An 18,207-nucleotide genomic window follows, 5' to 3' on the forward strand; every position below is an offset into this window, starting at 1 on the left:
TGAACGAGATGGTGGTAAGCAGACTACGACATGAGCCTCTGGCCATCTGCCTGCATTGCACGGACGTCGATACCGGTGTCGGGCCATGAGGAGCCCGGCGTCGCTCGGCCACGGCCCTTGCGAGATCACTTGGTGGACCGACCCTGGCATGGGAAGGACCACCGGGATGCCAACGGCCTGGTTATGCCGGGTCGGGAGCGGCTTCGCGGTATGCAGCTTGCGATCGCCTGCCCGCAAACAGCCACCATGCGATGCCGGTGGCCGTTGCGAGCAGACCGGCGGCCATACCGAGGGCGGTGAGGGTGGCCCAGCCAAGGGCCGCGCCGAGCACTGCCAGAGAGAGGCGGGCTGTGGCGTTGTAGGTGGTCACGTGGATCGAGGTGACTCTTCCGCGGAACTCGGCCGGAACGGTCTCCAGCAGGATCGTCGTGTCCAAGGCGATGATGAAGCCGCTTGAAAGGCGCATCACCGCCAGACAGGCCGCGGCACCGGCCAGGCCGGGGGCGGCGAAGAAGCCTGCCCACGCGAGCCCTTGCGCCACATAGCAGACCGCCCACACTGGGAGGTGTGCCGCACGGCGCAGGCGGCCCGCGAGAATGGTCCCGGCCAGGACTGCGAGGCCGTCGCAGACGAACATCGCCGCGACGGTTACGGCGTCGCCGCCGAGGTCGTCGACCAGGTGGCCGCTGAGCATCACCGTGTAGCCGCCGCCGATGAAGCCCCAGGCGATCCCGATCCAGATCACCGAGCGGGCCAGCGGATACCGTCGGGTGGCTCCGAAGCCCTCGCGAAGACCTGCCATGAAGACGCGCACTCGGGTGGCGATTCGCTCGTTCGTCGCTGCCGGTTTGACCGGTGGTGTCTCGCGGACACGGGCCTGGATCATCGCGTCGCAGGCGATGAGGGCGGCCGCGCCGCCGATCGCGGCCACGGTCGACCAGGCCGACACGAGTCCTGCGGCGATCGCGCCGACGATCGTCATGATCCCGCCGAGCGACCCGAACGCCGCGTTCGCCTTCTGGCGCGACTCAAGCTCCACGAGCCCGTACAGCCACTGCTGCCGGGCCGCTGGCCAGAACGCCATCGCGAAGCTCTGCGCCGCATAGCAGACCGCGAGCACCGCGAGGCTCCCCGCCCAAGCGCCGACCGCCATGCCGGCGACCGCCACGGTCTGTGCGGTGACGGCCCACAGGAGCAGTGGGCGGAGCCGCATCCGGTCCGCGGCCAGGCCCGCCACCGGCGTCAGCAGCAGCGCGGGCAGGACCCCGGCCAGCTGGACCGCGGCGAGCGCCGCGGTCCCGGCGACCGCGAGGACGTGGAGCGCGACACTGATCTGGAGCATCCAGAACGCCGCCGAGAGGCAGGCCGTGGCCGACCACAGCAGGCGCACGTCGCGGTCGCCGAAGAGGCCTCGCCTCATGCGATGAGGTGGACGTCGCCGAACTCGTGCCAGAGGTAGCGGGCTTCGATTGCGGCCGTGTAGGAGTCGCGTAGGAGGCTGGTGTCGCAGATGGCCTCCAGCATCGACAGGTGGGTGGACCTCGGCTCGTGGAAGCCGGTGAGCAGGCCGTCAGTGACGTGGACCGGGTTCGCGGGGGAGATGATCCGTTCGGTGTGGCCCGAGGCCGCGACGACCTTGCCGCCGACCACGGTGCTCTCCAAAGCCCGGGCCACCGTCGTCCCGACGGCGATCACCCGACCGCCGGATGCCTTGGTCGCGTTGACTATCCGCGCGGTGTACTCGCTGACCTCCATCCATTCCGGGTACGGGTCCTCGTCGCTCTCCAGCGAGGCCACTCCCGTGTGGAGCGTGATCGGTGCGATGCCGACGCCGGCCGAGACCAGCCGTGTGACGATCTCCGGGGTGAACGGCCTTGCCGCGCTGGGCATCTCGGCCGAACCGGGGACCGTGGCGAACGCGGTCTGGTAGGCGCCAATCGGCCAGGCGCGGTCGACGTACGAGTAGCGGATCGGCTTGCCGTAGCGGGCGAGGTAGCCGGGGATCGAGTCGATCGGGGGCCGGGTCACCCAGAGCCGCTTGCCGAAACGGCGTTCCAGGAGCAGCGGCACCTTGCCGGGGAGATCCACGACCCGGCCCGGGACTTCGCCCAGGTAGGGCTTGTCGCGGTCGCGGAGTTCGACCAGCCAGGAGCCGTCCGGCCGCGTGGAGGAGAAGTGGACCCGCAGGCCCTGCCTCGTGGGCACGGCCGCCGGGAGGGTCGCGGAGTTGTTGACCACGAGCAGGTCGCCGGGGCGCACGAGCGCCGGGAGGTCTTCGAAGTGCTGGTGCCTGATGTCGCCGGTCGCCTTGTCGGACACCAGGAGCCGTACGTCCGAGCGGGCCCTGCCGCGAGCTTCGGCGGGCTGGTCCGCCTCCAGTGCGGCGTCCAGCGCGAAATCGAAAGGGGTGGTCAACGTCGTGCTCATGCCCTCGCCTCCTCATTGGTGTGGGTGTGCAGCTTGTCGAAGTCACGGGCGGCGTAGCGGCCGCTCTCGGGTGCACGCCATTCGCAGGTGCACCAGCGGCCCTTGATGATCGAGACGATCGCCGCCGCGGCGTGCGAGGGCGGGTCGGCTTCGGCGGCGTCGGCCTCGCCCACCGCGTCGGCGAGCATCCCGGTGGCCATCTCGCCGGGGTCGAGCGCCCAGACCGCGACGGCCGACTCCTCGGCGGCGAGCACGTTCGACAGCTGGTCGAGCGCGGCCTTCGTCGCCCCGTACGGGCCCCACGTCGCGTACGGGCCAGTCGCGGCGTCCGAGGAGATGTTGACGATCGCCCCGCCCCGCTCCCGGAGGACCGGAAGGGCCAACTGCGCCAAGGCGATCGGGGCCCACACGTTCAGCTCGAACAGGCGCGGCCACACCGTCAGGTCCGCGTCCGCGAGGAGGGGCAGCGGCACCTCGCCCAGCGTCGAGGCGTTGTTCACCAGCAGGTCGAGCCGGTCCCCGGCCATGGCGACCAGTTCCCGGCGGTGCACCGCGTCGGTCACGTCCCCGGCCAGATACCGGGCGCCGAGCCGCTCGGCGACCCGCGCCAGACGCTCCTCGCCGCGGGCGGTCAGGATCAGGTTCCAGCCGGAGGCGGCCAGGCGTTCGGCGAGCGCCTCGCCGAGTCCGGCTGAGGCACCGGTGATGATGGCGGTGCGGTCGTCCACTTGCGGCATCAGTTGATCACTCATGGCCTCACGCTATTGCCGGCGCGGGCCCCGCGCATCGGGCCGAGGTCGCGGTCGAGACTGCGGCGCAGGTCCTAGGACCAGCGACCGAGGCCCGGACGGCGCCGCGTCGACTAGATTGGCACCGTGACCGCCTCCGAGACCACCGGGTCCGCTTCTGAAGCCACGTCGCTGCTGCACGAGGTGTCGGCGGCCGTCGGCGCGATCACCCGGCACCTGTCCGTGCACCAGGTGCTCGAGGTGATCGTCTCCTCGGCCCGGCGCCTGGTCGGCGCCGACTACGCCGCGATCGGCATCCCCGACGACGAAGGCGGATTCGCCGAGTTCATCACCGACGGCATCGGCGAGGAGCAGCGCCTGGAGATCGGCCCGCTCCCGCGCCAGCACGGCATGCTCGCCGCGATCCTCGCCGAGAGCGAGCCGATCCGCCTCGACGACCTGCGCCGCGACCCGCGCTTCCAGTGGTGGCCCAAAGCCCACCCGACGATGGCCGCGCTGCTGGGCGTGCCCATCCGCGGCTGCGAGCCGGCCGTCGGCTCCGCCGAGGCCGACTGCAGCCGCACCATCGGCATCGTCGTGCTCACCAACGACCTCGGCAAACCCGGCTTCAACGAAGCCGACACCGAGCTGATCGAACTGCTCGCCTCGCACGCGGCCATCGCGATCACCAACGCGCGCCTGTACGAGCGCAGCCGCGAGCTCACCGTCGTCGAGGAACGCAACCGGCTCGCCCGCGAACTCCACGACGCGGTCATGCAGCGCCTGTTCTCCCTCAGGCTCTCCGCCCGCGCCGCCCGCAAGCTCGCCCCGACCGACCCCGAGGCCGCCGCCCACCGCCTCGGCGAGGTCGAGACCCTCGCCGCCGAAGCCATCGCCGAACTGCGCGCCGTCATCGTCGAACTCCGGCCCGCCGACCTCGACGCGCACGGCCTGGTCGAGACCCTTCGCCGCCACGTCACGCTCCTCGACCGCCTGCACGACACCGAGGTCACGTTCGAGCTCCGCTCCCCGGTGGACCTCTCCCGGGACGGCGAGGTGGAGGTGCTCCGGCTCGTCCAGGAGGCCCTGAGCAATGCCTTCCGCCACGCCCGCGCCCGCCACGTCTCCGTCACCGTCGAGACCGAGCGCATCACCATCGCCGACGACGGCGATGGCTTCGACGCCACCGAGGCCGCCACCCGCGGGCTCGGCCTGCTCTCGCTGCGCGAACGCGCCAAGGCCCTCGGCGGCGAACTCGACCTCAAGACCGCGCCCGGGGAAGGCACGGTCGTGACCCTCGAACTCGACAGCTCCGCAACCGATCCCGAAGAGGCCGACCGTGCCTGAGATCCGACTCCTCCTCGTCGACGACCACCCCGTGGTCCGCCGCGGCCTCCGCGGGTACCTCGAACTCGAACCCGACTTCACCGTCGTCGGCGAAGCGGGCGAAGGAGAAGAAGCCCTGCGCGCCATCGAAGAGACCCGCCCGGACGTGGTGCTCCTCGACCTCAAGATGCCCGGACTCGACGGCCAGGGCGTGCTCGACCGCCTCGGCAAGGCCGACGACGGGCCCCGAATCCTGGTCCTGACCTCGGCCACCGACGCTGAACGCGTCCCGGCCGCCATCACCGCCGGAGCGGCCGGGTTCGTGTACAAGGACATCGACCCCGACGCGCTGGCGAGCGCGATCCGCACCGTCCACGCCGGACAACTGCTCCTCGCGCCGATCGCCATGCGGGGCTTGATGAACGGCAACGGCAATGCCCCGTCGGCGCCGTCGCTGACCCCGCGGGAGAGCCAGGTGCTCGGCCTGATCGCCAAGGGCCAGACGAACCGCCAGATCGCCCGGGCCCTCGGCGTCTCGGAGAAGACCGTGAAGACCCACGTCACGAACCTCCTCCGCCGCATCGGGGCCGCCGACCGCACACAGGCCGCATTGTGGGCGGTTCGTCACGGTATCGGATAGATTGTGGAACGTGACCGTCTATTGAGTCATCACCGGACGTGATCACCTAGGGTCCCGTTGTGCCCCCATCGCATAACAGAACAACGAACCCCCTCATGCGCCGAATCCCGACTCTCGTCGCGTTGACGTTGCTGGCAGCCGCTTTCCTAACCGTCGGCGGCAGTATGGACTCCGATTCGTTCCTCCGAACCGGACCTTACGAGCTGGCTACGGGAATCGATCGGCGCCTCTGGTGCGAACCGGGAGACGACGCGAGCGTCATCGACGAGCCGGCCGACCTTCGCGGTGCGCACTTCTCGATATCGCTGGCGTGCCTTTTCAAAGACGCTTCAATGACGCCGGAACAGCTCGCCGCGATTCCCGAGCTGGCGCAGATGCCGCAGGCGGGGGAAGGCGTTGAGTTCTTGATCGCCCAGGTCGCGCTCCAAGCGGACTTTCTTGCGGAGCACGGTACCGACCCCACCTGGGTCGAGTCGTGGATTGAGGTGGACGGCGAGCGTATCGACCTCGAGACGACACCGGAACCGGGGCAATATCTCGTGTTGAGCGCTCCGGTAGGCGCGGCGGCGACGCTGTGGGTGGAAGACGACGGCCGTGCCCAGGGGCTCGACCTTCGCACCGGTGAACCCCTCGACCGGGTGGAGGCCTACTACACGGATCCCGGCTTCTGGACCGAATCCGACGGCGACTTCGAAACCCTGGACGCCTACTTCGTGTCCGACGGCCGATCGTGGACCGTTGGGTGCCACTCCAACCGCGTCGAGTTCACGCGGTCGATGTGGCTGGAGGACTACGGCTGGGCGCCAGAGGGATCGGTGTTCCTGCAAGTGGAGTTCTGGTGGTGCACCGGTGCGGGCGTCTACGACGACGGCATCTGGACGCTCGACTCCGAGCGGTCGCTCTTCGTCAGGACCGGTTCGGAGGTCGCGCTGCCGATCGGATGGAGCACGCGCGACAACCCCTCCGCCGCTCGCGGCCAACGCCATACCGTCGTCGTGGAAGTCCCTGCGGCCGAAAGCGAGTTCCGAGTGAACTTCGCACCGACGGGAGAGTTCGAGGAGGCGGCGACCGGTGAAGTCTTCAGCCTCGGAAGGTTCCCAGCCGTCTTCACTTGGAACGCGGAATTCTAGAAGCGATCTCGCGGGACTACGTCGAGGCGATGAGGGCGGAATCCGTTCAGGTGCTGATGTTCGGGAGTGCCTCTGGCGCACACCATCAGGGCATCAACGCTTTCGCAGAGGAGCCCCCGACATGAACACTAAGCGGACCTGGACCCGCCCCGAGATCACCGCCGTCATCGGACTGCTCACGAGCGCCTCGGGCATCGCGGTCCTGTGGGCCGCCGGTCTCGAGTTCCCGTTCTACCCGCCGCCCGGCATGCTCATCATGACCGCCGGCGCGCTGGCCTTCACTCTGATGCGACCCCGGCTGCGTTACGCGGCGCTCGTGCCCGCGCTGCTCGGACTGTCGGGTGTGGTCGGTTTCGTCATGGAGGCGATCATCGGCGGTGGGATCGGCCTCGCCAACCTGACCGGTGACGCCGGGACCGCGCCGATCTTCGGGCAGGCCCTGCAGCAGCTCGGCGTCGTCATCGCGGGCGTCGCAGGAGTCGTCGCGATCCGCAGCCGCGCCGCTCGCGATTCGCGCGTCTCGCAGCCGGCTTGAACAGCGAGAGGCGTCGGCGGCACCGCGAGGTGCGGCCGACGCCGATTCGCTTGGGCTAGTTGATCTCGAGCGGGTCGCCGCCCTGGCGCACGCCGGTGTCGAGCGCGTCGATCTCGGCGAGATCCTTGTCGGTCAAGGCGAAATCGAGCACCTCCCAGTTCTCGCGGATGCGCTCGGGCGTGACCGACTTGGGGATGACCACGTTGCCGCGCTGGAGGTTCCAGCGGAGCACCACCTGCGCGGGGGTGCGGCCGTGGGCCTCGGCGACGGCCTTGACGGCCGGTTCGTCGAACAGGGCGCCCGCGCGCAGGCCCAGAGGCCCCCACGATTCGGTGATCACGCCGTGCTCCTCGTGCCAGGCCCGCAGCTCGGGCTGGCTGAAGTACGGGTGGAGCTCGACCTGGTTGATCTCGGGCGCCGTGCCGGTCTCGGACTCGCAGGCGGCGAGGTGCTCGATCGTGAAGTTCGAGACGCCGGCCGAGCGGAGCAGGCCCTCCTCGCGCGCGTCGAGGAGCGCCCGCCAGGACTCGACGTACTTGCCGAATCCCGGGCGGGGCCAGTGGAGCAGGTACAGGTCGAGGTAGTCGGTGCCGAGGCGCTCCAGGGACTCGTCGAGGTTCCGGCGGACCTCGTCGTAGCCGTGGTCCCAGGTCTTGCTGGTCAGGAAGATCTCGCCGCGGGCGAGGCCGGAGGCCTTGACGGCCTTGCCGACGCCGACCTCGTTGTTGTAGCCGACCGCGGTGTCGACGAGCCGGTAGCCCGTCTCGAGCGCGGTCTCGACGGCGGTCTGCACGTCGCTGCCGTCCTCGATCCTGAAGGTGCCGTAGCCGTAACGGGGGATCTCGGCCCCGCCGGACAAGGGGACTGCCGTGCTCAGTTCGCTCATGCGCGCGAGCCTACCCATTTGGCAGGCGATTGCAAACGCGTATTCGGAGAAACTTGCCGTTGTGGAAAGTCTCGACTTGACGCGATGGAAAGTCGCGGGTTAGACTTTCCGACATGGAAAGTCAACTCACCCCCGAAGAAGCCCAGGCCGCCCTCGCCACCGTGGAGCAGTCCCGTTCCGACATCGCCGACCGCCTCTATACGCCGTGGTGGTACCACCCCGCGCTCGGCCTCCTGGTCGGCGGGCTCATCACCGTCGCGTTCGCGGACCCGCCGTTCGCGGTCGTCATCGGCGTGCTCATCGCCTACGGCGCGGGCATGGCCGCCCTGGTGACCGCGTACCGCCGCAAGTCCGGTGTGTGGCTGAACGGGACCGAAGGCGGGCCCAAGTCCCGCCGCAGCATCTACCGGTTCTTCGGGATCATGCTCGTCGTGATCATCATCGGCGCGGCCTTCGCGATGGGCATGGAGATCCGCTGGACCGCCCCGGTCACCGGTCTCGTCGTCGCGGTCGCCCTCGCGGTGTGGGGCCGCCACTACGACAAGGTCCTGCGGGCCGAGTTGCGCGAGACCTCATGACGGAAGCGCGGTTCGACGAGATCATCCACGCACCCAACCGGTTGCGGATCTGCTCGATGCTCTCGGCGATGAACGAGGTCGAGTTCGCCGCTCTGCGCGAAGCCCTCGGGGTCAGCGACTCGGTGCTCAGCAAGCAGCTCAAGGCCCTCGAGGACGCCGGGTACCTCAGCGTCCGGAAGTCCCCTCTGGACGGCCGCACCCGCACCTGGGCCGCGCTCACTCCGGCGGGGAAGGACGCCTTCAGCGGGCACGTCGCCGAACTCCGGCGACTCGCGGCGGGCATAGCGATCGACTAGCACCGCCGAGAAACGCGACAGGGCGGGTGGCCTGGCCACCCGCCCCCTTCTCGTTCAAGGGATCAACGCTCGTTGCTGCCGGGGTCGATGCCCTGGCGCTGACCGTTCTCCAGCGCGTCGATCGCCTCCATCTCGTCCTCAGAGAGCGCGAAGTCGAACACGTCGAAGTTCTCGGCGATGCGGCTCGCCTTGGAGGACTTGGGAATCACGATGCAGTCGTTCTGCAGGTGCCAGCGGATCACGACCTGGCCCGGGCTCTTGCCGTGCGCTTCGGCGGCGGCCGTGACGGCGGGCTCGGCGAGCACCGAGCCGCTGCGCTGGCCCAGCGGCCCCCACGATTCGGTGGCGATGCCGCGGGCCGTCTGCCAGACACGCAGCTCGGGCTGGTTGAAGTACGGGTGCAGCTCGACCTGGTTCACCGAGGGGTAGACGCCCGTGGCCTCGTGGACCACCTCGAGGTGCTCGGGCAGGAAGTTCGAGACGCCGGCCGAGCGGATCAATCCCTCCTCCTTGGCTTTGAGCAGCGCCTGGAAGGTCTCGGCGTACAGGCCCTGCTTGGGAGAGGGCCAGTGGATCAGGTACAGGTCGAGGTAGTCGGTGCCCAACCGCTCCAGCGAGGCCTCGAGCGCGGCGCGGGCCTTCTCCGCGCCGTGGTGGTCGTTCCAGACCTTCGTGGTGAGGAAGACCTCCTCGCGCGGGACGCCCGAGGCGGCCACGGCGCGGCCGACTCCGACCTCGTTGCGGTACATCTCGGCGGTGTCGATCAGCCGGTAACCCGTGGCGAGAGCGGTCTCGACGGCCTGCTGGGCCTCGTCGTCGCCGACCTTGTAGGTGCCGTAGCCGATGCGGGGCATGCTGATGCCGTCGTTGAGCTCGATCGGTGCGCTGAGATCAGTCATGCCCCGAGGGTAACCACCTCAGAGCCCTTTCCGGTCGGCGTCGACCATGATCGTGGCGAGCTCCTCCCAGTGGACCTTCGCCTTCCAGCCGATCTCCCGCGCGATCTTCGCCGGGTTCCCGATGAGCTCGGGGACGTCGGCCGGCCGCTCGTAGCGCTCGTCGTGCTCGACGTGGTCGCGCCAGTCGAGGCCGGCGTGGCCGAAGGCCGCCTCGGCGAAGTCGCGCACCGTGGCAGGCCTGCCGGTGGCGATCACGTAGTCGACCGGCTCGTCGTGCTGGAGCATCAGCCACATGGCCTCGACGTACTCGGGCGCGTAGCCCCAGTCGCGCACCGCGTCCAGGTTGCCGAGGAAGACCTTCTTCTCCAGGCCCGCTTCGATCCGGGCGACGGCCCGGGTGATCTTGCGGGTCACGAACGTCTCGCCGCGCCTCGGGCTCTCGTGGTTGAAGGAGATCCCGCTGACGGCGAACATGCCGTAGGACTCCCGGTAGTTCACGGTGGCCCAGTGCGCGTAGACCTTCGCGACCCCGTACGGGCTGCGCGGGTGGAACGGCGTGGTCTCGTCCTGCGGCGGCGCGGCCGTGCCGAACATCTCCGAAGTGGACGCCTGGTAGATGCGGGTGTCGATCCCGCTGGCGCGCACCGCCTCCAGGAGCCGGATCACGCCGAGCGCGGTCACGTTCGCGGTGTACTCGGGCAAGTCGAAGCTGACGCGCACGTGGCTCTGCGCGGCGAGGTTGTAGATCTCGTCGGGCCGCACGTCGCGGATGAGGTTGACCAGCATGCCCGCATCGGTGACGTCGCCCTTGTGCAGGAACAGCTTCCGCTCCGACTCGTGGGGGTCCTGGTAGACCGCGTCGAGGCGGGAGGTGTTGGCGATCTGCGACGACGCGTGCCGGACGATCCCGTGGACCGTGTAGCCCTTGGCGAGCAGCAGCTCGGTCAGGTACGAGCCGTCCTGACCGGTGATGCCGGTGATGAGGGCGGTCTTGCCGGAAGCGGTCGTCATTGGCGGTCCTTCGCTGGTGTCGAGCTCGGCAGGTGTTCGGAGCGTCCGACCCAGTCGGCGCACAGCCGCCGGCCCTGGGTGCGGGCGGCGGCGAGGCGCCCGCATTCGGCCAGGCGCAGGACGCCGTCGGCGACGCCCGCCGAGTACGTGGCGGGGTCGGCGACCGGGGCGTGCTCCATGCGGGCGAGGATCACGCCTTCGACGAGGCCGAAGACGAGGTCCGCGCGCTGGGCGAGCCCGCCGGGCGGGTAGTCGAGGGCCGCGGCGGTGCGGCCGAGCAGTTCCCGGTAGGACTCGCGCAGCCGCTCGCGCATCTCGCGGAACGGCGCGAAGACCTCCTGGCGCACCTCGGGCAGCAGGTACAGCGCGCCGAGGTTGTGCTCGGCCCCGGCGAGCTGCGCGGCGTCGATGCGGGCCAGCGCCCAGAGTCGGGCCTCGGCAGAGGCGTCCTGCTCGGCCAGCGCCCATTCGGCGAATTCGAGGGAGGGGGCCACGGTGGTCTCCAGCAGGCTGCTCAGCAGGGCTTCCTTGCTGGGGAAGTGGTAGTACATGCTGGCCTGGCGCATACCGGCCTTGGCGGTGATGGCGCGCGTGGAGGTGGCCGTGTAGCCCTGGACGGTGAACAGCTCGGCGGCTGCGGCGAGGAGCTGGTCGCGGGGTTCGGCGGCCTGGGCGGTGCCGCCGCCGGGCTCCGGGGCGACCCGGGGGCGGCCGACCCGCCGCTTGGGCCGGTCCGCCGGGGACTCCTTCGCTGCGGTGGGCATCGGTAGGCCTTCCTGTCCTGTGTGCGCGCACCAGTCTAGTTCGCGGGCTTTCAATCCGGACGCGAGCGCGGTGCCGGGCGTACGTTCGGTAATCGCTTATTGCCGTTGTGCGGGGGTGTTCATGCCGGTGAAATAAATTCTGTCAGTTGATCGAAATCCCGGGGCGATTTATTTCTATCGCCTGATAGAAATCAACCCCGGAAGGTGCCCGATGATACTCCTCGGTGTAGGGCTCTCAATCGTCGTCGTCCTGGTCATCGGCCTCGTGGTGTCGCGAAAGGTGGAAGGCGACTCCGGCCGCTACCTCGTCGCGGGCCGCACGCTCGGCGTCCCGCTCGTCACCGCCGGGCTCATGGCCCAGGCGGTGGACTCCAACGCCACCCTCGGCAACACCGACCTCGCCTACGGCTTCGGCTTCTGGGCCGGGGCCAGCCTGCCCATCGGACTGGCACTGTGCCTGCTCCTCACCGGCCTGCTCTTCGCCCGCCGCATGAACGCCGCCAAACTCCTGACGCTCCCGGACTGGTACGCCCGCCGGTACGGACGCCGGATCGAACTGGCCGCCTCGGTCGCGATGATCGGGGCGTACGTGCTCCTGCTCGCGGGGAACCTCGTCGCGGGCGGCTTCCTGTTCGAGCATTTCCTCGGCATCGACTACACCCTCGGCGTCCTCCTCATCGTCGCGGTCGTCATGACGTACACCGTGGCGGGCGGCATGTTCTCCGACTCGTACACCGCCGCCGCCCAGATGGTCATCACCGTCGCCGGCACCGCCTCCCTGTTCACGTGGGTGGCCTTGACGCACGGGATCACCGTCCCGGAAGGCATGGGGGCCTTCGACCTCGGGCAGCTCACCGACCCCGCCCAAGGCGCCCCGGTCAACTGGGCGACCCTGATCGCCCTCGGCGTCGGCGACATCGTGGCCATCGACTTCATGCAGCGGATCTTCTCCGCCAAGAGCCCGTCGGTCGCCCGCCGGGCCTGCTTCCTCGGCGCGGCCGGGACCCTCCTGATCGGCGTGCCCTTCACCTACGTGGCCCTCTCCGCGGTCGACATCGTCGGCCCCGACGCGGGCTCCGCGGTGCTGTTCACGCTGCTGGAGGACCACGCCCCGGCCTGGCTGGCGATGATGGTCCTGGCCGCGATCGTGGCCGCCTCGTGCTCGACGGCCAACGGCGCGATCCTCGGCACCGGCGCCGTGGCGGCCCGCAACATCGCAGGGATTCGCGAGACCGACGGCGGGAAGCTCCCCGAGCTGAAGATCTTCGGCGCCGGGAAGGACCCGCTCCTGCGGGCCAGCCGCATCGCGATGTTCCCGATCGTGGGTCTGGCCGTCCTCGTGGCGGTGCGGGTGCCGCAGACCGGTATCCTGCTCACCCTCGCCTTCGACCTCATGCTCGCGGGCCTGGTCGTGCCGTTCGCCCTGGGGCACTGGTGGAAGCGCGGCGGGGCGGCCTCGGCGGCGGCCGCGATCGCGGTGGGCTTCACGGTCCGCCTGGTGCTGTTCGCCCTCACCCCGACGGCGTACGGCGTCCCGAACGACCTGCTGTACTTCGACAACGACGTGTTCACCGCGTCCTTCGACGGCTGGCCGACCTTCATCGCGTTCGTGGCGGGCGCAGCCGCCTACGTCGCGGTCGCGATGGTGCGCCCCGCCAAGGCCTACCGCGCCGCCGCACCGGCCACACCGAGCGTGCTCGAGCCGGTGGCCGCGAAAGCCTGAGAACCGCAAACGGGCTCCCGCGAACGGCCCCACCGGCCGCTCGCGGGAGCCCGCTTGCTGTTCTCAGCTTGCGGACCCTGACCCGGTTGTGCGATCGACGCAATCAAGCCGAAACGCGAAAGTCACCGCCTTGAACACTCGCGAAGTTAATTTCTATCAAGCGACAGAAATTGATCGGAGCGGAGGCCTCCATGACCGAAACCCCTGAACCGCAAGCCGAACCGTCGGCCACCGGCAGCACCTACGCCGCGCGCGACCACGCCCGCGCGCAAGAGGCCGCCGCCGCGGCCACCGAACGCGCCTGGGTCCCCGCCACCGAATACCGCCACACCCCGGCCGGCATCGAGCCTGCGAACCTCCTCTGGGCCGAGACCGTCGCAGGCGGCGGCTACGCCCACCAGGTCGTCGCCCCCGGTACGGTCGTCGAGCTCACCGACCTCGACGGCGACGCCTGCGTCCACCTCGCCCTCGCCTGGGCCGGAAGCCCCTGGGAACGCCTCTGCGTCGCCGACACCGTCAAAGTCCAGTGGAACGCCTACCTCGGCCAGGACAGCCTGCTGCTCTCCGACCAGGGCCGCGCGCTGGCGAGCCTGGTCCTCGACGAATCGGGCCGCCACGACGCCTTCTGCGGCGCGCCCACAGCGGTCCAGAACGAGGAGCGCTACGGCGACGGCACGCCGTGGGGCCCGACTCCGGCCGCCCGCGAACTGCTCAAACTGGCCGCCGCCAAACACGACCTCACCGCCCGCGACCTCCCGGCGACCATCGGGCTCTTCAAGGGCCTCAAGGCTGACGAGGACGGCCGCCTGCACTGGCAGGGCGGCGCCGGACCCGGCCGGAGGGTGCGCCTGCTCGCGGAGGCCCCGCTCCTGATCCTGCTCGCCAACGCCCCGCACGCCCTCGACCCGCGCGAGGACTACACCGCCTCCCCGGTCCGCGTCCTCGCCTGGCGCGAACGCCCCACCGCCCCCGGCGACGCCCGCTGGGACGCCACCCCGGAGGGCCGCCGCGCCCTCGTCAACACCACCGCCCGGATCGGAGCCGCATGACCGCCAAGACCCTCACCGAGCACGTCGTCGACGCCCGCGCCCCCTGGTCTGGCTTCATCGCAGCCGGGCAGACCCTCCGGATCACCGACCTCGAAGGCAACCAGGCCGTCGACTTCCTCCTCTTCGACGCCGCCGACACCACCCTCCGCTACAGCGCCCAGAACACCATCGCCGCCGCCGGGGAGCTGTTCCTCACCACCGGCTCGGTCCTCCGCGACGTCGAACACCGTCCCCTTGCGACGGTGACGGCCGACAACTGCGGCCGCCACGACACCATCGGCGGCGCCTGCTCCAAGGAGTCCAACACCCTCCGCTACGGCCACCAGACCTGGGCCCAGCACGCCTGCGTCGAGAACTTCCTCCACGAGGGCGCCAAATGGGGCCTGGGCAAACGCGACATGACCGGCAACATCAACTGGTTCATGAACGTGCCCGTCGAGGACGACGGCTGCCTGGGCATCGTGGACGGCATCTCCGCGCCAGGCCTCGAAGTCGCCCTGCGCGCCGAGCGGGACGTCATCGCCCTCATCTCCAACTGCCCCCAGATCAACAACCCGTGCAACGCGTTCAACCCAACCGCCATCCGCGTCGCCGTCAGTGCACAAGTCGACGCCTCGCAAGCGTCGGCGAGAGCGGAGTCCTGACTTGTCCTTCGACACCCTCCTGATCGCCAACCGCGGCGAGATCGCCGTGCGCCTCATCGCGACCGCGAAGCGCATGGGCCTCAAGACAGTCGCCGTCTACTCCGACGCCGACCGGGCCGCCGCGCACGTGGACGCCGCCGACACGGCGGTGCGCATCGGCGGCCCGGCCCCCGCCGACTCCTACCTGCGGCCCGAGGCGATCCTGGAGGCCGCCGCGGCGACCGGATCGGGCGCGATCCACCCCGGGTACGGGTTCCTCTCCGAGAATGCCGGTTTCGCGCGGGCCGTCGAGGACGCCGGGATCGCCTTCGTCGGCCCCACCCCCGAACACCTGGAACTGTTCGGCGCCAAGCACACCGCGCGCGCCGCCGCCGAAGCCGCAGGTGTCCCGCTGCTAGCCGGGACCGGCCTGTTGGAGGACGTGGCGCACGCGCTCGCCGAAGCCGACCGCATCGGCTACCCCGTGATGCTCAAGGCGACCGGGGGCGGCGGCGGCATCGGCATGCGCCCCGCCGCGAACCCGGCCGAACTGCGCGAGGCCTGGGGCAGCGTCAAGCGCCTCGCCGAGAGCGGCTTCGGCGACGCCGGGCTCTTCCTCGAACGGCTCGTGCGCCGCGCCCGGCACGTCGAGGCGCAGGTCTTCGGCGACGGCCTCGGCCAGGTCGCCGTCCTCGGCGACCGGGACTGCACCCTCCAGCGCCGCAACCAGAAGGTGATCGAGGAGGCCCCCGCGCCCGACGTCCCGGACCACCTCCGCGAGCGCTACCAGGAAGCGGCCCGAAGGCTCTGCGCCGACGTGCGGTACCGCTCCGCGGGCACCGTCGAGTTCCTCTACGACACCGAGCGCGAGGAGGTCGCCTTCCTCGAGGTGAACACCCGGCTCCAGGTCGAGCACCCCGTCACCGAAGCGGTCTTCGGCGTCGACCTTGTGGAGTGGATGCTCCGCCTCGCCCAAGGCGACGCCGCCCCGATGCGGCGGCCGCTGCGGGCGAGCGGGCACGCTGTGCAGACCCGCCTGTACGCCGAGGACCCCGCCCAAGGGCACCGGCCCTCCACCGGCACCGTCACCCACCTCACGCTCCCGTCAGGCGTGCGCACGGACGCCTGGATCGGGGCCGGGACCGAGGTCGGACCGCACTACGACCCGATGATCGCCAAGCTCATCAGCCACGGGCCCACTCGCGCCGACGCCATCGCCACGGCCGCGAAGGCCTTGGGGGAGTTGCGGATCGCCGGGGTCGAGACCAACCAGGGCCAGCTCGCCGCCGCCCTCGCCCACCCCGACTTCGCCGCTGCGCGGCACACCACCGCCACCCTCGCCGACGTGCACGACCCGCGCCCCCGCATCGACGTCCTCGCGGCGGGCACGCAGACCACGGTCCAGGACTGGCCCGGCCGCACCGGCTACTGGCAGGTGGGCCTGCCGCCCTCAGGCCCCATGGACGACCTGTCGTTCCGGCTCGGCAACCGCGCCCTCGGCAACCCCGAAGGCGCCCCCGGCCTCGAATGCGTCGCCCAGGGACCCGCACTGCGGTTCAGCCATGACACCACCGTGTGCGTGACCGGCGCTCCGGCACCGGTCACGGCCGGCGGTGCGCCTGCACCGCAATGGGAGCCGTTCACCGTCCCCGCCGGCGCCGAACTCGCCATCGGCGCGCCCGAGGCCGCCGGCATCCGCACGTACCTGCTCGTGCGAGGCGGCCTCGACGTGCCGCTCTACCTCGGTTCGGCCGCCACGTTCACCCTCGGCGAGATCGGCGGCCTCACCGGGGCCGCGCTCAAGCCCGGGGACGTGCTGCGCGCGGCTCCCGCCGGGCCGAAGGCGCCCGGCCCGGTGCCCGAAGCGGACCGGCCCCGCTTCACGAACACTTGGGAGCTGCCCGTGGTGGAGGGTCCGCACGCCGCCCCCGAGTTCTTCACTCGCGAGGACATGGACGACTTCTACAGCGCCCGTTGGGAAGTCCACTTCAACTCCGCCCGCACCGGGGTGCGCCTCACCGGGCCGAAGCCGCGCTGGGCCCGCCCGGACGGCGGTGAGGCGGGCCTCCACCCCTCGAACATCCACGACAACGCGTACGCGATCGGCGCGGTCGACTTCACCGGCGACATGCCGGTCCTGCTCGGACCCGACGGGCCGAGCCTGGGCGGATTCGTCTGCCCCGCAACGGTGATCGCGGCGCACCGCTGGCGGCTCGGGCAGCTGCGCCCCGGCGACACCGTGAACTTCGTCCCCGTCAGCGACGCAGCTGTCCCCGCCGCCCGGCGGCGCCCCGCGCTCGCCCCGGCCCCCGACCGCGCCTCTGTCGCGGACGGCGGCGTCCTGGACCGGCTCGCAGCCCGGCCGGACGCCCCGGCGGTCGCCTACCGCCGCTCGGGCGACGACAACGTCCTGATCGAGTACGGGCCCAACCTTCTCGACCTGGCCCTGCGGATGCGCGTACACGCCCTCGCCGAGGCCGTCGAGGCGCGGTTCGACGACGCGGTGCTGCTCGACCTGACGCCGGGCGTGCGCAGCCTCCAAGTCCACTTCGATCCGGCCCGCCTGAGCCAGTCCGCGCTCGTCGATCAACTGACAGCAATCGAATCCACGCTGCCGTCGACCGAGGAGCTCGCCGTGCCGAGCCGCGAGGTCTGGCTGCCGCTGTCCTGGGACGACCCGGCCACCCGCGAGGCGATCGACCGGTACATGAACGGCGTGCGCGACGACGCGCCCTGGTGCCCCTGGAACATCGAGTTCATCCGCCGCATGAACGGCCTGGACAGCGTGGACGACGTGTACCGCACGGTCTTCGACGCGGAGTACATGGTGCTCGGCCTCGGCGACGTCTACCTCGGTGCGCCCGTGGCGACCCCGCTCGACCCGCGGCACCGGCTCGTCACCACCAAGTACAACCCGGCGCGCACCTGGACGCCGCAGAACGCGGTCGGCATCGGCGGGGCCTACCTGTGCATCTACGGCATGGAGGGCCCCGGCGGGTACCAGTTCGTCGGCCGCACCGTGCAGGTCTGGAACACCCACCGCCAGCGCGGCCCCTTCACCGAGGGCAAACCGTGGCTGCTGCGCTTCTTCGACCGGATCCGCTGGTACCCGGTCGACACCGGTGAACTGGGGGAGCTGCGGGCCGAGATGGACGCGGGCCGCTTCGTCCCCAGGACCGCGGAGGGCGAGTTCCGGTACAGCGACTACCGCCGCTTCCTCGAGTCCAACGCCGAAGGCATCACCGCTTTCAAAGCGCGCCAATCGGAGGCGTTCTCGGCCGAACGCGCCGCCTGGGAGGCCTCGGGCGAGTTCGACCGCCAGCAGGCCGAGCCGCCACCGGTCGAGACCGAGGACGTGACGGCCCCGCCGGGCGGCGCCGTGGTGGCCGCGCCGCTGGCAGCCGCCGTCTGGAAGGCCCTGGCCGAGCCCGGGCGGGAGGTCGAGGCCGGCGACCCGCTGTTCGTCCTGGAGGCGATGAAGATGGAGACCCCGGTGCTCGCTCCGCAGGCCGGCCGGGTCCTGAAGATCCTCGCGGGCCCCGGTGACCTGGTCGCCCAAGGGAGCCCGCTGGCGGTGCTGGAGCCGATCTGA

At 70.7% G+C, this 18,207-nt stretch carries 17 protein-coding genes; 10 read left to right on the forward strand and 7 right to left on the reverse strand.

The window, feature by feature from the left end:
• Positions 1–181: 181 nt before the first annotated feature.
• The 3 genes from ACFO8M_RS23560 to ACFO8M_RS23570 are packed head-to-tail and all read right to left on the reverse strand — an operon-like array spanning position 182 to position 3,179.
• Positions 182–1,420 (reverse strand): MFS transporter, encoded by a 1,239-nt coding sequence (locus ACFO8M_RS23560; RefSeq protein ID WP_387980100.1) that lies wholly within the window; start codon positions 1,418–1,420, stop codon positions 182–184.
• Entirely contained in the window at positions 1,417–2,427 is a 1,011-nt protein-coding gene (locus ACFO8M_RS23565) for an S-adenosylmethionine:tRNA ribosyltransferase-isomerase (protein ID WP_387980102.1), read from the reverse strand. Before ACFO8M_RS23565 ends, ACFO8M_RS23560 begins: the two co-directional genes overlap by 4 nt.
• Positions 2,424–3,179 carry an SDR family NAD(P)-dependent oxidoreductase gene (locus ACFO8M_RS23570; RefSeq protein WP_387980104.1) on the reverse strand — a complete coding sequence of 252 codons (756 nt, stop codon included), beginning with the start codon at positions 3,177–3,179 and terminating at the stop codon, positions 2,424–2,426. Before ACFO8M_RS23570 ends, ACFO8M_RS23565 begins: the two co-directional genes overlap by 4 nt.
• A 123-nt stretch (positions 3,180–3,302) precedes the next feature.
• Between ACFO8M_RS23570 and ACFO8M_RS23575 the strand changes: the two genes are divergently transcribed.
• The 4 genes from ACFO8M_RS23575 to ACFO8M_RS23590 all read left to right on the forward strand — a co-directional run bounded on the left by ACFO8M_RS23575 (position 3,303) and on the right by ACFO8M_RS23590 (position 6,786).
• A complete protein-coding gene (locus ACFO8M_RS23575; protein ID WP_387980106.1) occupies positions 3,303–4,502 on the forward strand; it encodes a GAF domain-containing sensor histidine kinase in 1,200 nt (399 codons plus the stop codon).
• Positions 4,495–5,121 (forward strand): response regulator, encoded by a 627-nt coding sequence (locus ACFO8M_RS23580; RefSeq protein ID WP_387980108.1) that lies wholly within the window; start codon positions 4,495–4,497, stop codon positions 5,119–5,121. Before ACFO8M_RS23575 ends, ACFO8M_RS23580 begins: the two co-directional genes overlap by 8 nt.
• 95 nt (positions 5,122–5,216) lie before the next feature.
• A complete protein-coding gene (locus ACFO8M_RS23585) occupies positions 5,217–6,251 on the forward strand; it encodes a hypothetical protein (protein WP_387980110.1) in 1,035 nt (344 codons plus the stop codon).
• Positions 6,252–6,372: 121 nt separating this feature from the next.
• On the forward strand, positions 6,373–6,786 hold the full coding sequence (locus ACFO8M_RS23590; RefSeq protein ID WP_387980111.1) for a hypothetical protein: 414 nt from the start codon (positions 6,373–6,375) through the stop codon (positions 6,784–6,786).
• A gap of 55 nt (positions 6,787–6,841) precedes the next feature.
• Here ACFO8M_RS23590 and ACFO8M_RS23595 read toward each other — a convergent pair whose 3' ends face one another.
• Positions 6,842–7,672 carry an aldo/keto reductase gene (locus ACFO8M_RS23595; RefSeq protein ID WP_387980113.1) on the reverse strand — a complete coding sequence of 277 codons (831 nt, stop codon included), beginning with the start codon at positions 7,670–7,672 and terminating at the stop codon, positions 6,842–6,844.
• A gap of 113 nt (positions 7,673–7,785) precedes the next feature.
• On the opposite strand from ACFO8M_RS23595, the gene ACFO8M_RS23600 reads away from it, so the two are divergent.
• Both ACFO8M_RS23600 and ACFO8M_RS23605 read left to right on the forward strand, forming a co-directional pair.
• On the forward strand, positions 7,786–8,250 hold the full coding sequence (locus ACFO8M_RS23600) for a hypothetical protein (protein ID WP_387980114.1): 465 nt from the start codon (positions 7,786–7,788) through the stop codon (positions 8,248–8,250).
• A complete protein-coding gene (locus ACFO8M_RS23605; protein WP_387980116.1) occupies positions 8,247–8,546 on the forward strand; it encodes a transcriptional regulator in 300 nt (99 codons plus the stop codon). Before ACFO8M_RS23600 ends, ACFO8M_RS23605 begins: the two co-directional genes overlap by 4 nt.
• A 62-nt stretch (positions 8,547–8,608) precedes the next feature.
• On the opposite strand, the gene ACFO8M_RS23610 is transcribed toward ACFO8M_RS23605, so the two are convergent.
• Genes ACFO8M_RS23610 through ACFO8M_RS23620 form a run of 3 tightly spaced genes read right to left on the reverse strand, consistent with a single transcriptional unit; the run spans position 8,609 to position 11,220 of the window.
• Complete coding sequence (locus ACFO8M_RS23610) at positions 8,609–9,445, reverse strand: aldo/keto reductase (protein WP_387980118.1); 837 nt, start codon at positions 9,443–9,445, stop codon at positions 8,609–8,611.
• 18 nt (positions 9,446–9,463) lie between these two features.
• A complete protein-coding gene (gene gmd / locus ACFO8M_RS23615) occupies positions 9,464–10,456 on the reverse strand; it encodes a GDP-mannose 4,6-dehydratase (protein ID WP_387980120.1) in 993 nt (330 codons plus the stop codon).
• Positions 10,453–11,220 (reverse strand): TetR/AcrR family transcriptional regulator, encoded by a 768-nt coding sequence (locus ACFO8M_RS23620; RefSeq protein ID WP_387980122.1) that lies wholly within the window; start codon positions 11,218–11,220, stop codon positions 10,453–10,455. Before ACFO8M_RS23620 ends, gmd begins: the two co-directional genes overlap by 4 nt.
• Positions 11,221–11,431: 211 nt before the next feature.
• On the opposite strand from ACFO8M_RS23620, the gene ACFO8M_RS23625 reads away from it, so the two are divergent.
• The 4 genes from ACFO8M_RS23625 (at position 11,432) to uca (ending at position 18,207) form a co-directional block, all read left to right on the forward strand.
• Entirely contained in the window at positions 11,432–12,943 is a 1,512-nt protein-coding gene (locus ACFO8M_RS23625; protein WP_387980123.1) for a sodium:solute symporter family protein, read from the forward strand.
• A gap of 191 nt (positions 12,944–13,134) precedes the next feature.
• Positions 13,135–13,992, forward strand: a complete 858-nt coding sequence (locus tag ACFO8M_RS23630) for an urea amidolyase associated protein UAAP1 (protein ID WP_387980125.1) — start codon at positions 13,135–13,137, stop codon at positions 13,990–13,992.
• Positions 13,989–14,636 (forward strand): urea amidolyase associated protein UAAP2, encoded by a 648-nt coding sequence (locus tag ACFO8M_RS23635; protein WP_387980127.1) that lies wholly within the window; start codon positions 13,989–13,991, stop codon positions 14,634–14,636. The genes ACFO8M_RS23630 and ACFO8M_RS23635 overlap by 4 nt, the downstream gene beginning before the upstream one ends.
• Position 14,637: 1 nt before the next feature.
• Complete coding sequence (uca, locus tag ACFO8M_RS23640; protein ID WP_387980129.1) at positions 14,638–18,207, forward strand: urea carboxylase; 3,570 nt, start codon at positions 14,638–14,640, stop codon at positions 18,205–18,207.

Source organism: Glycomyces rhizosphaerae (assembly GCF_042647865.1).
In the GTDB taxonomy this organism is placed as follows: domain Bacteria; phylum Actinomycetota; class Actinomycetes; order Mycobacteriales; family Micromonosporaceae; genus Glycomyces; species Glycomyces rhizosphaerae.

What these genes read in the sequence shown, in the direction of transcription:
- ACFO8M_RS23585 (WP_387980110.1), top strand. Translation starts at nt 5,217, where the DNA reads ATGCGCCGAATCCCGACTCTCGTCGCGTTGACGTTGCTGGCAGCCGCT.
- ACFO8M_RS23600 (WP_387980114.1), top strand. Translation starts at nt 7,786, where the DNA reads ATGGAAAGTCAACTCACCCCCGAAGAAGCCCAGGCCGCCCTCGCCACC.
- ACFO8M_RS23560 (WP_387980100.1), bottom strand. Translation starts at nt 1,420, where the DNA reads ATGAGGCGAGGCCTCTTCGGCGACCGCGACGTGCGCCTGCTGTGGTCG.
- ACFO8M_RS23590 (WP_387980111.1), top strand. Translation starts at nt 6,373, where the DNA reads ATGAACACTAAGCGGACCTGGACCCGCCCCGAGATCACCGCCGTCATC.
- ACFO8M_RS23565 (WP_387980102.1), bottom strand. Translation starts at nt 2,427, where the DNA reads ATGAGCACGACGTTGACCACCCCTTTCGATTTCGCGCTGGACGCCGCA.
- ACFO8M_RS23625 (WP_387980123.1), top strand. Translation starts at nt 11,432, where the DNA reads ATGATACTCCTCGGTGTAGGGCTCTCAATCGTCGTCGTCCTGGTCATC.
- ACFO8M_RS23630 (WP_387980125.1), top strand. Translation starts at nt 13,135, where the DNA reads ATGACCGAAACCCCTGAACCGCAAGCCGAACCGTCGGCCACCGGCAGC.
- ACFO8M_RS23595 (WP_387980113.1), bottom strand. Translation starts at nt 7,672, where the DNA reads ATGAGCGAACTGAGCACGGCAGTCCCCTTGTCCGGCGGGGCCGAGATC.
- ACFO8M_RS23605 (WP_387980116.1), top strand. Translation starts at nt 8,247, where the DNA reads ATGACGGAAGCGCGGTTCGACGAGATCATCCACGCACCCAACCGGTTG.
- ACFO8M_RS23570 (WP_387980104.1), bottom strand. Translation starts at nt 3,179, where the DNA reads ATGAGTGATCAACTGATGCCGCAAGTGGACGACCGCACCGCCATCATC.
- ACFO8M_RS23620 (WP_387980122.1), bottom strand. Translation starts at nt 11,220, where the DNA reads ATGCCCACCGCAGCGAAGGAGTCCCCGGCGGACCGGCCCAAGCGGCGG.
- ACFO8M_RS23610 (WP_387980118.1), bottom strand. Translation starts at nt 9,445, where the DNA reads ATGACTGATCTCAGCGCACCGATCGAGCTCAACGACGGCATCAGCATG.
- gmd (WP_387980120.1), bottom strand. Translation starts at nt 10,456, where the DNA reads ATGACGACCGCTTCCGGCAAGACCGCCCTCATCACCGGCATCACCGGT.
- ACFO8M_RS23635 (WP_387980127.1), top strand. Translation starts at nt 13,989, where the DNA reads ATGACCGCCAAGACCCTCACCGAGCACGTCGTCGACGCCCGCGCCCCC.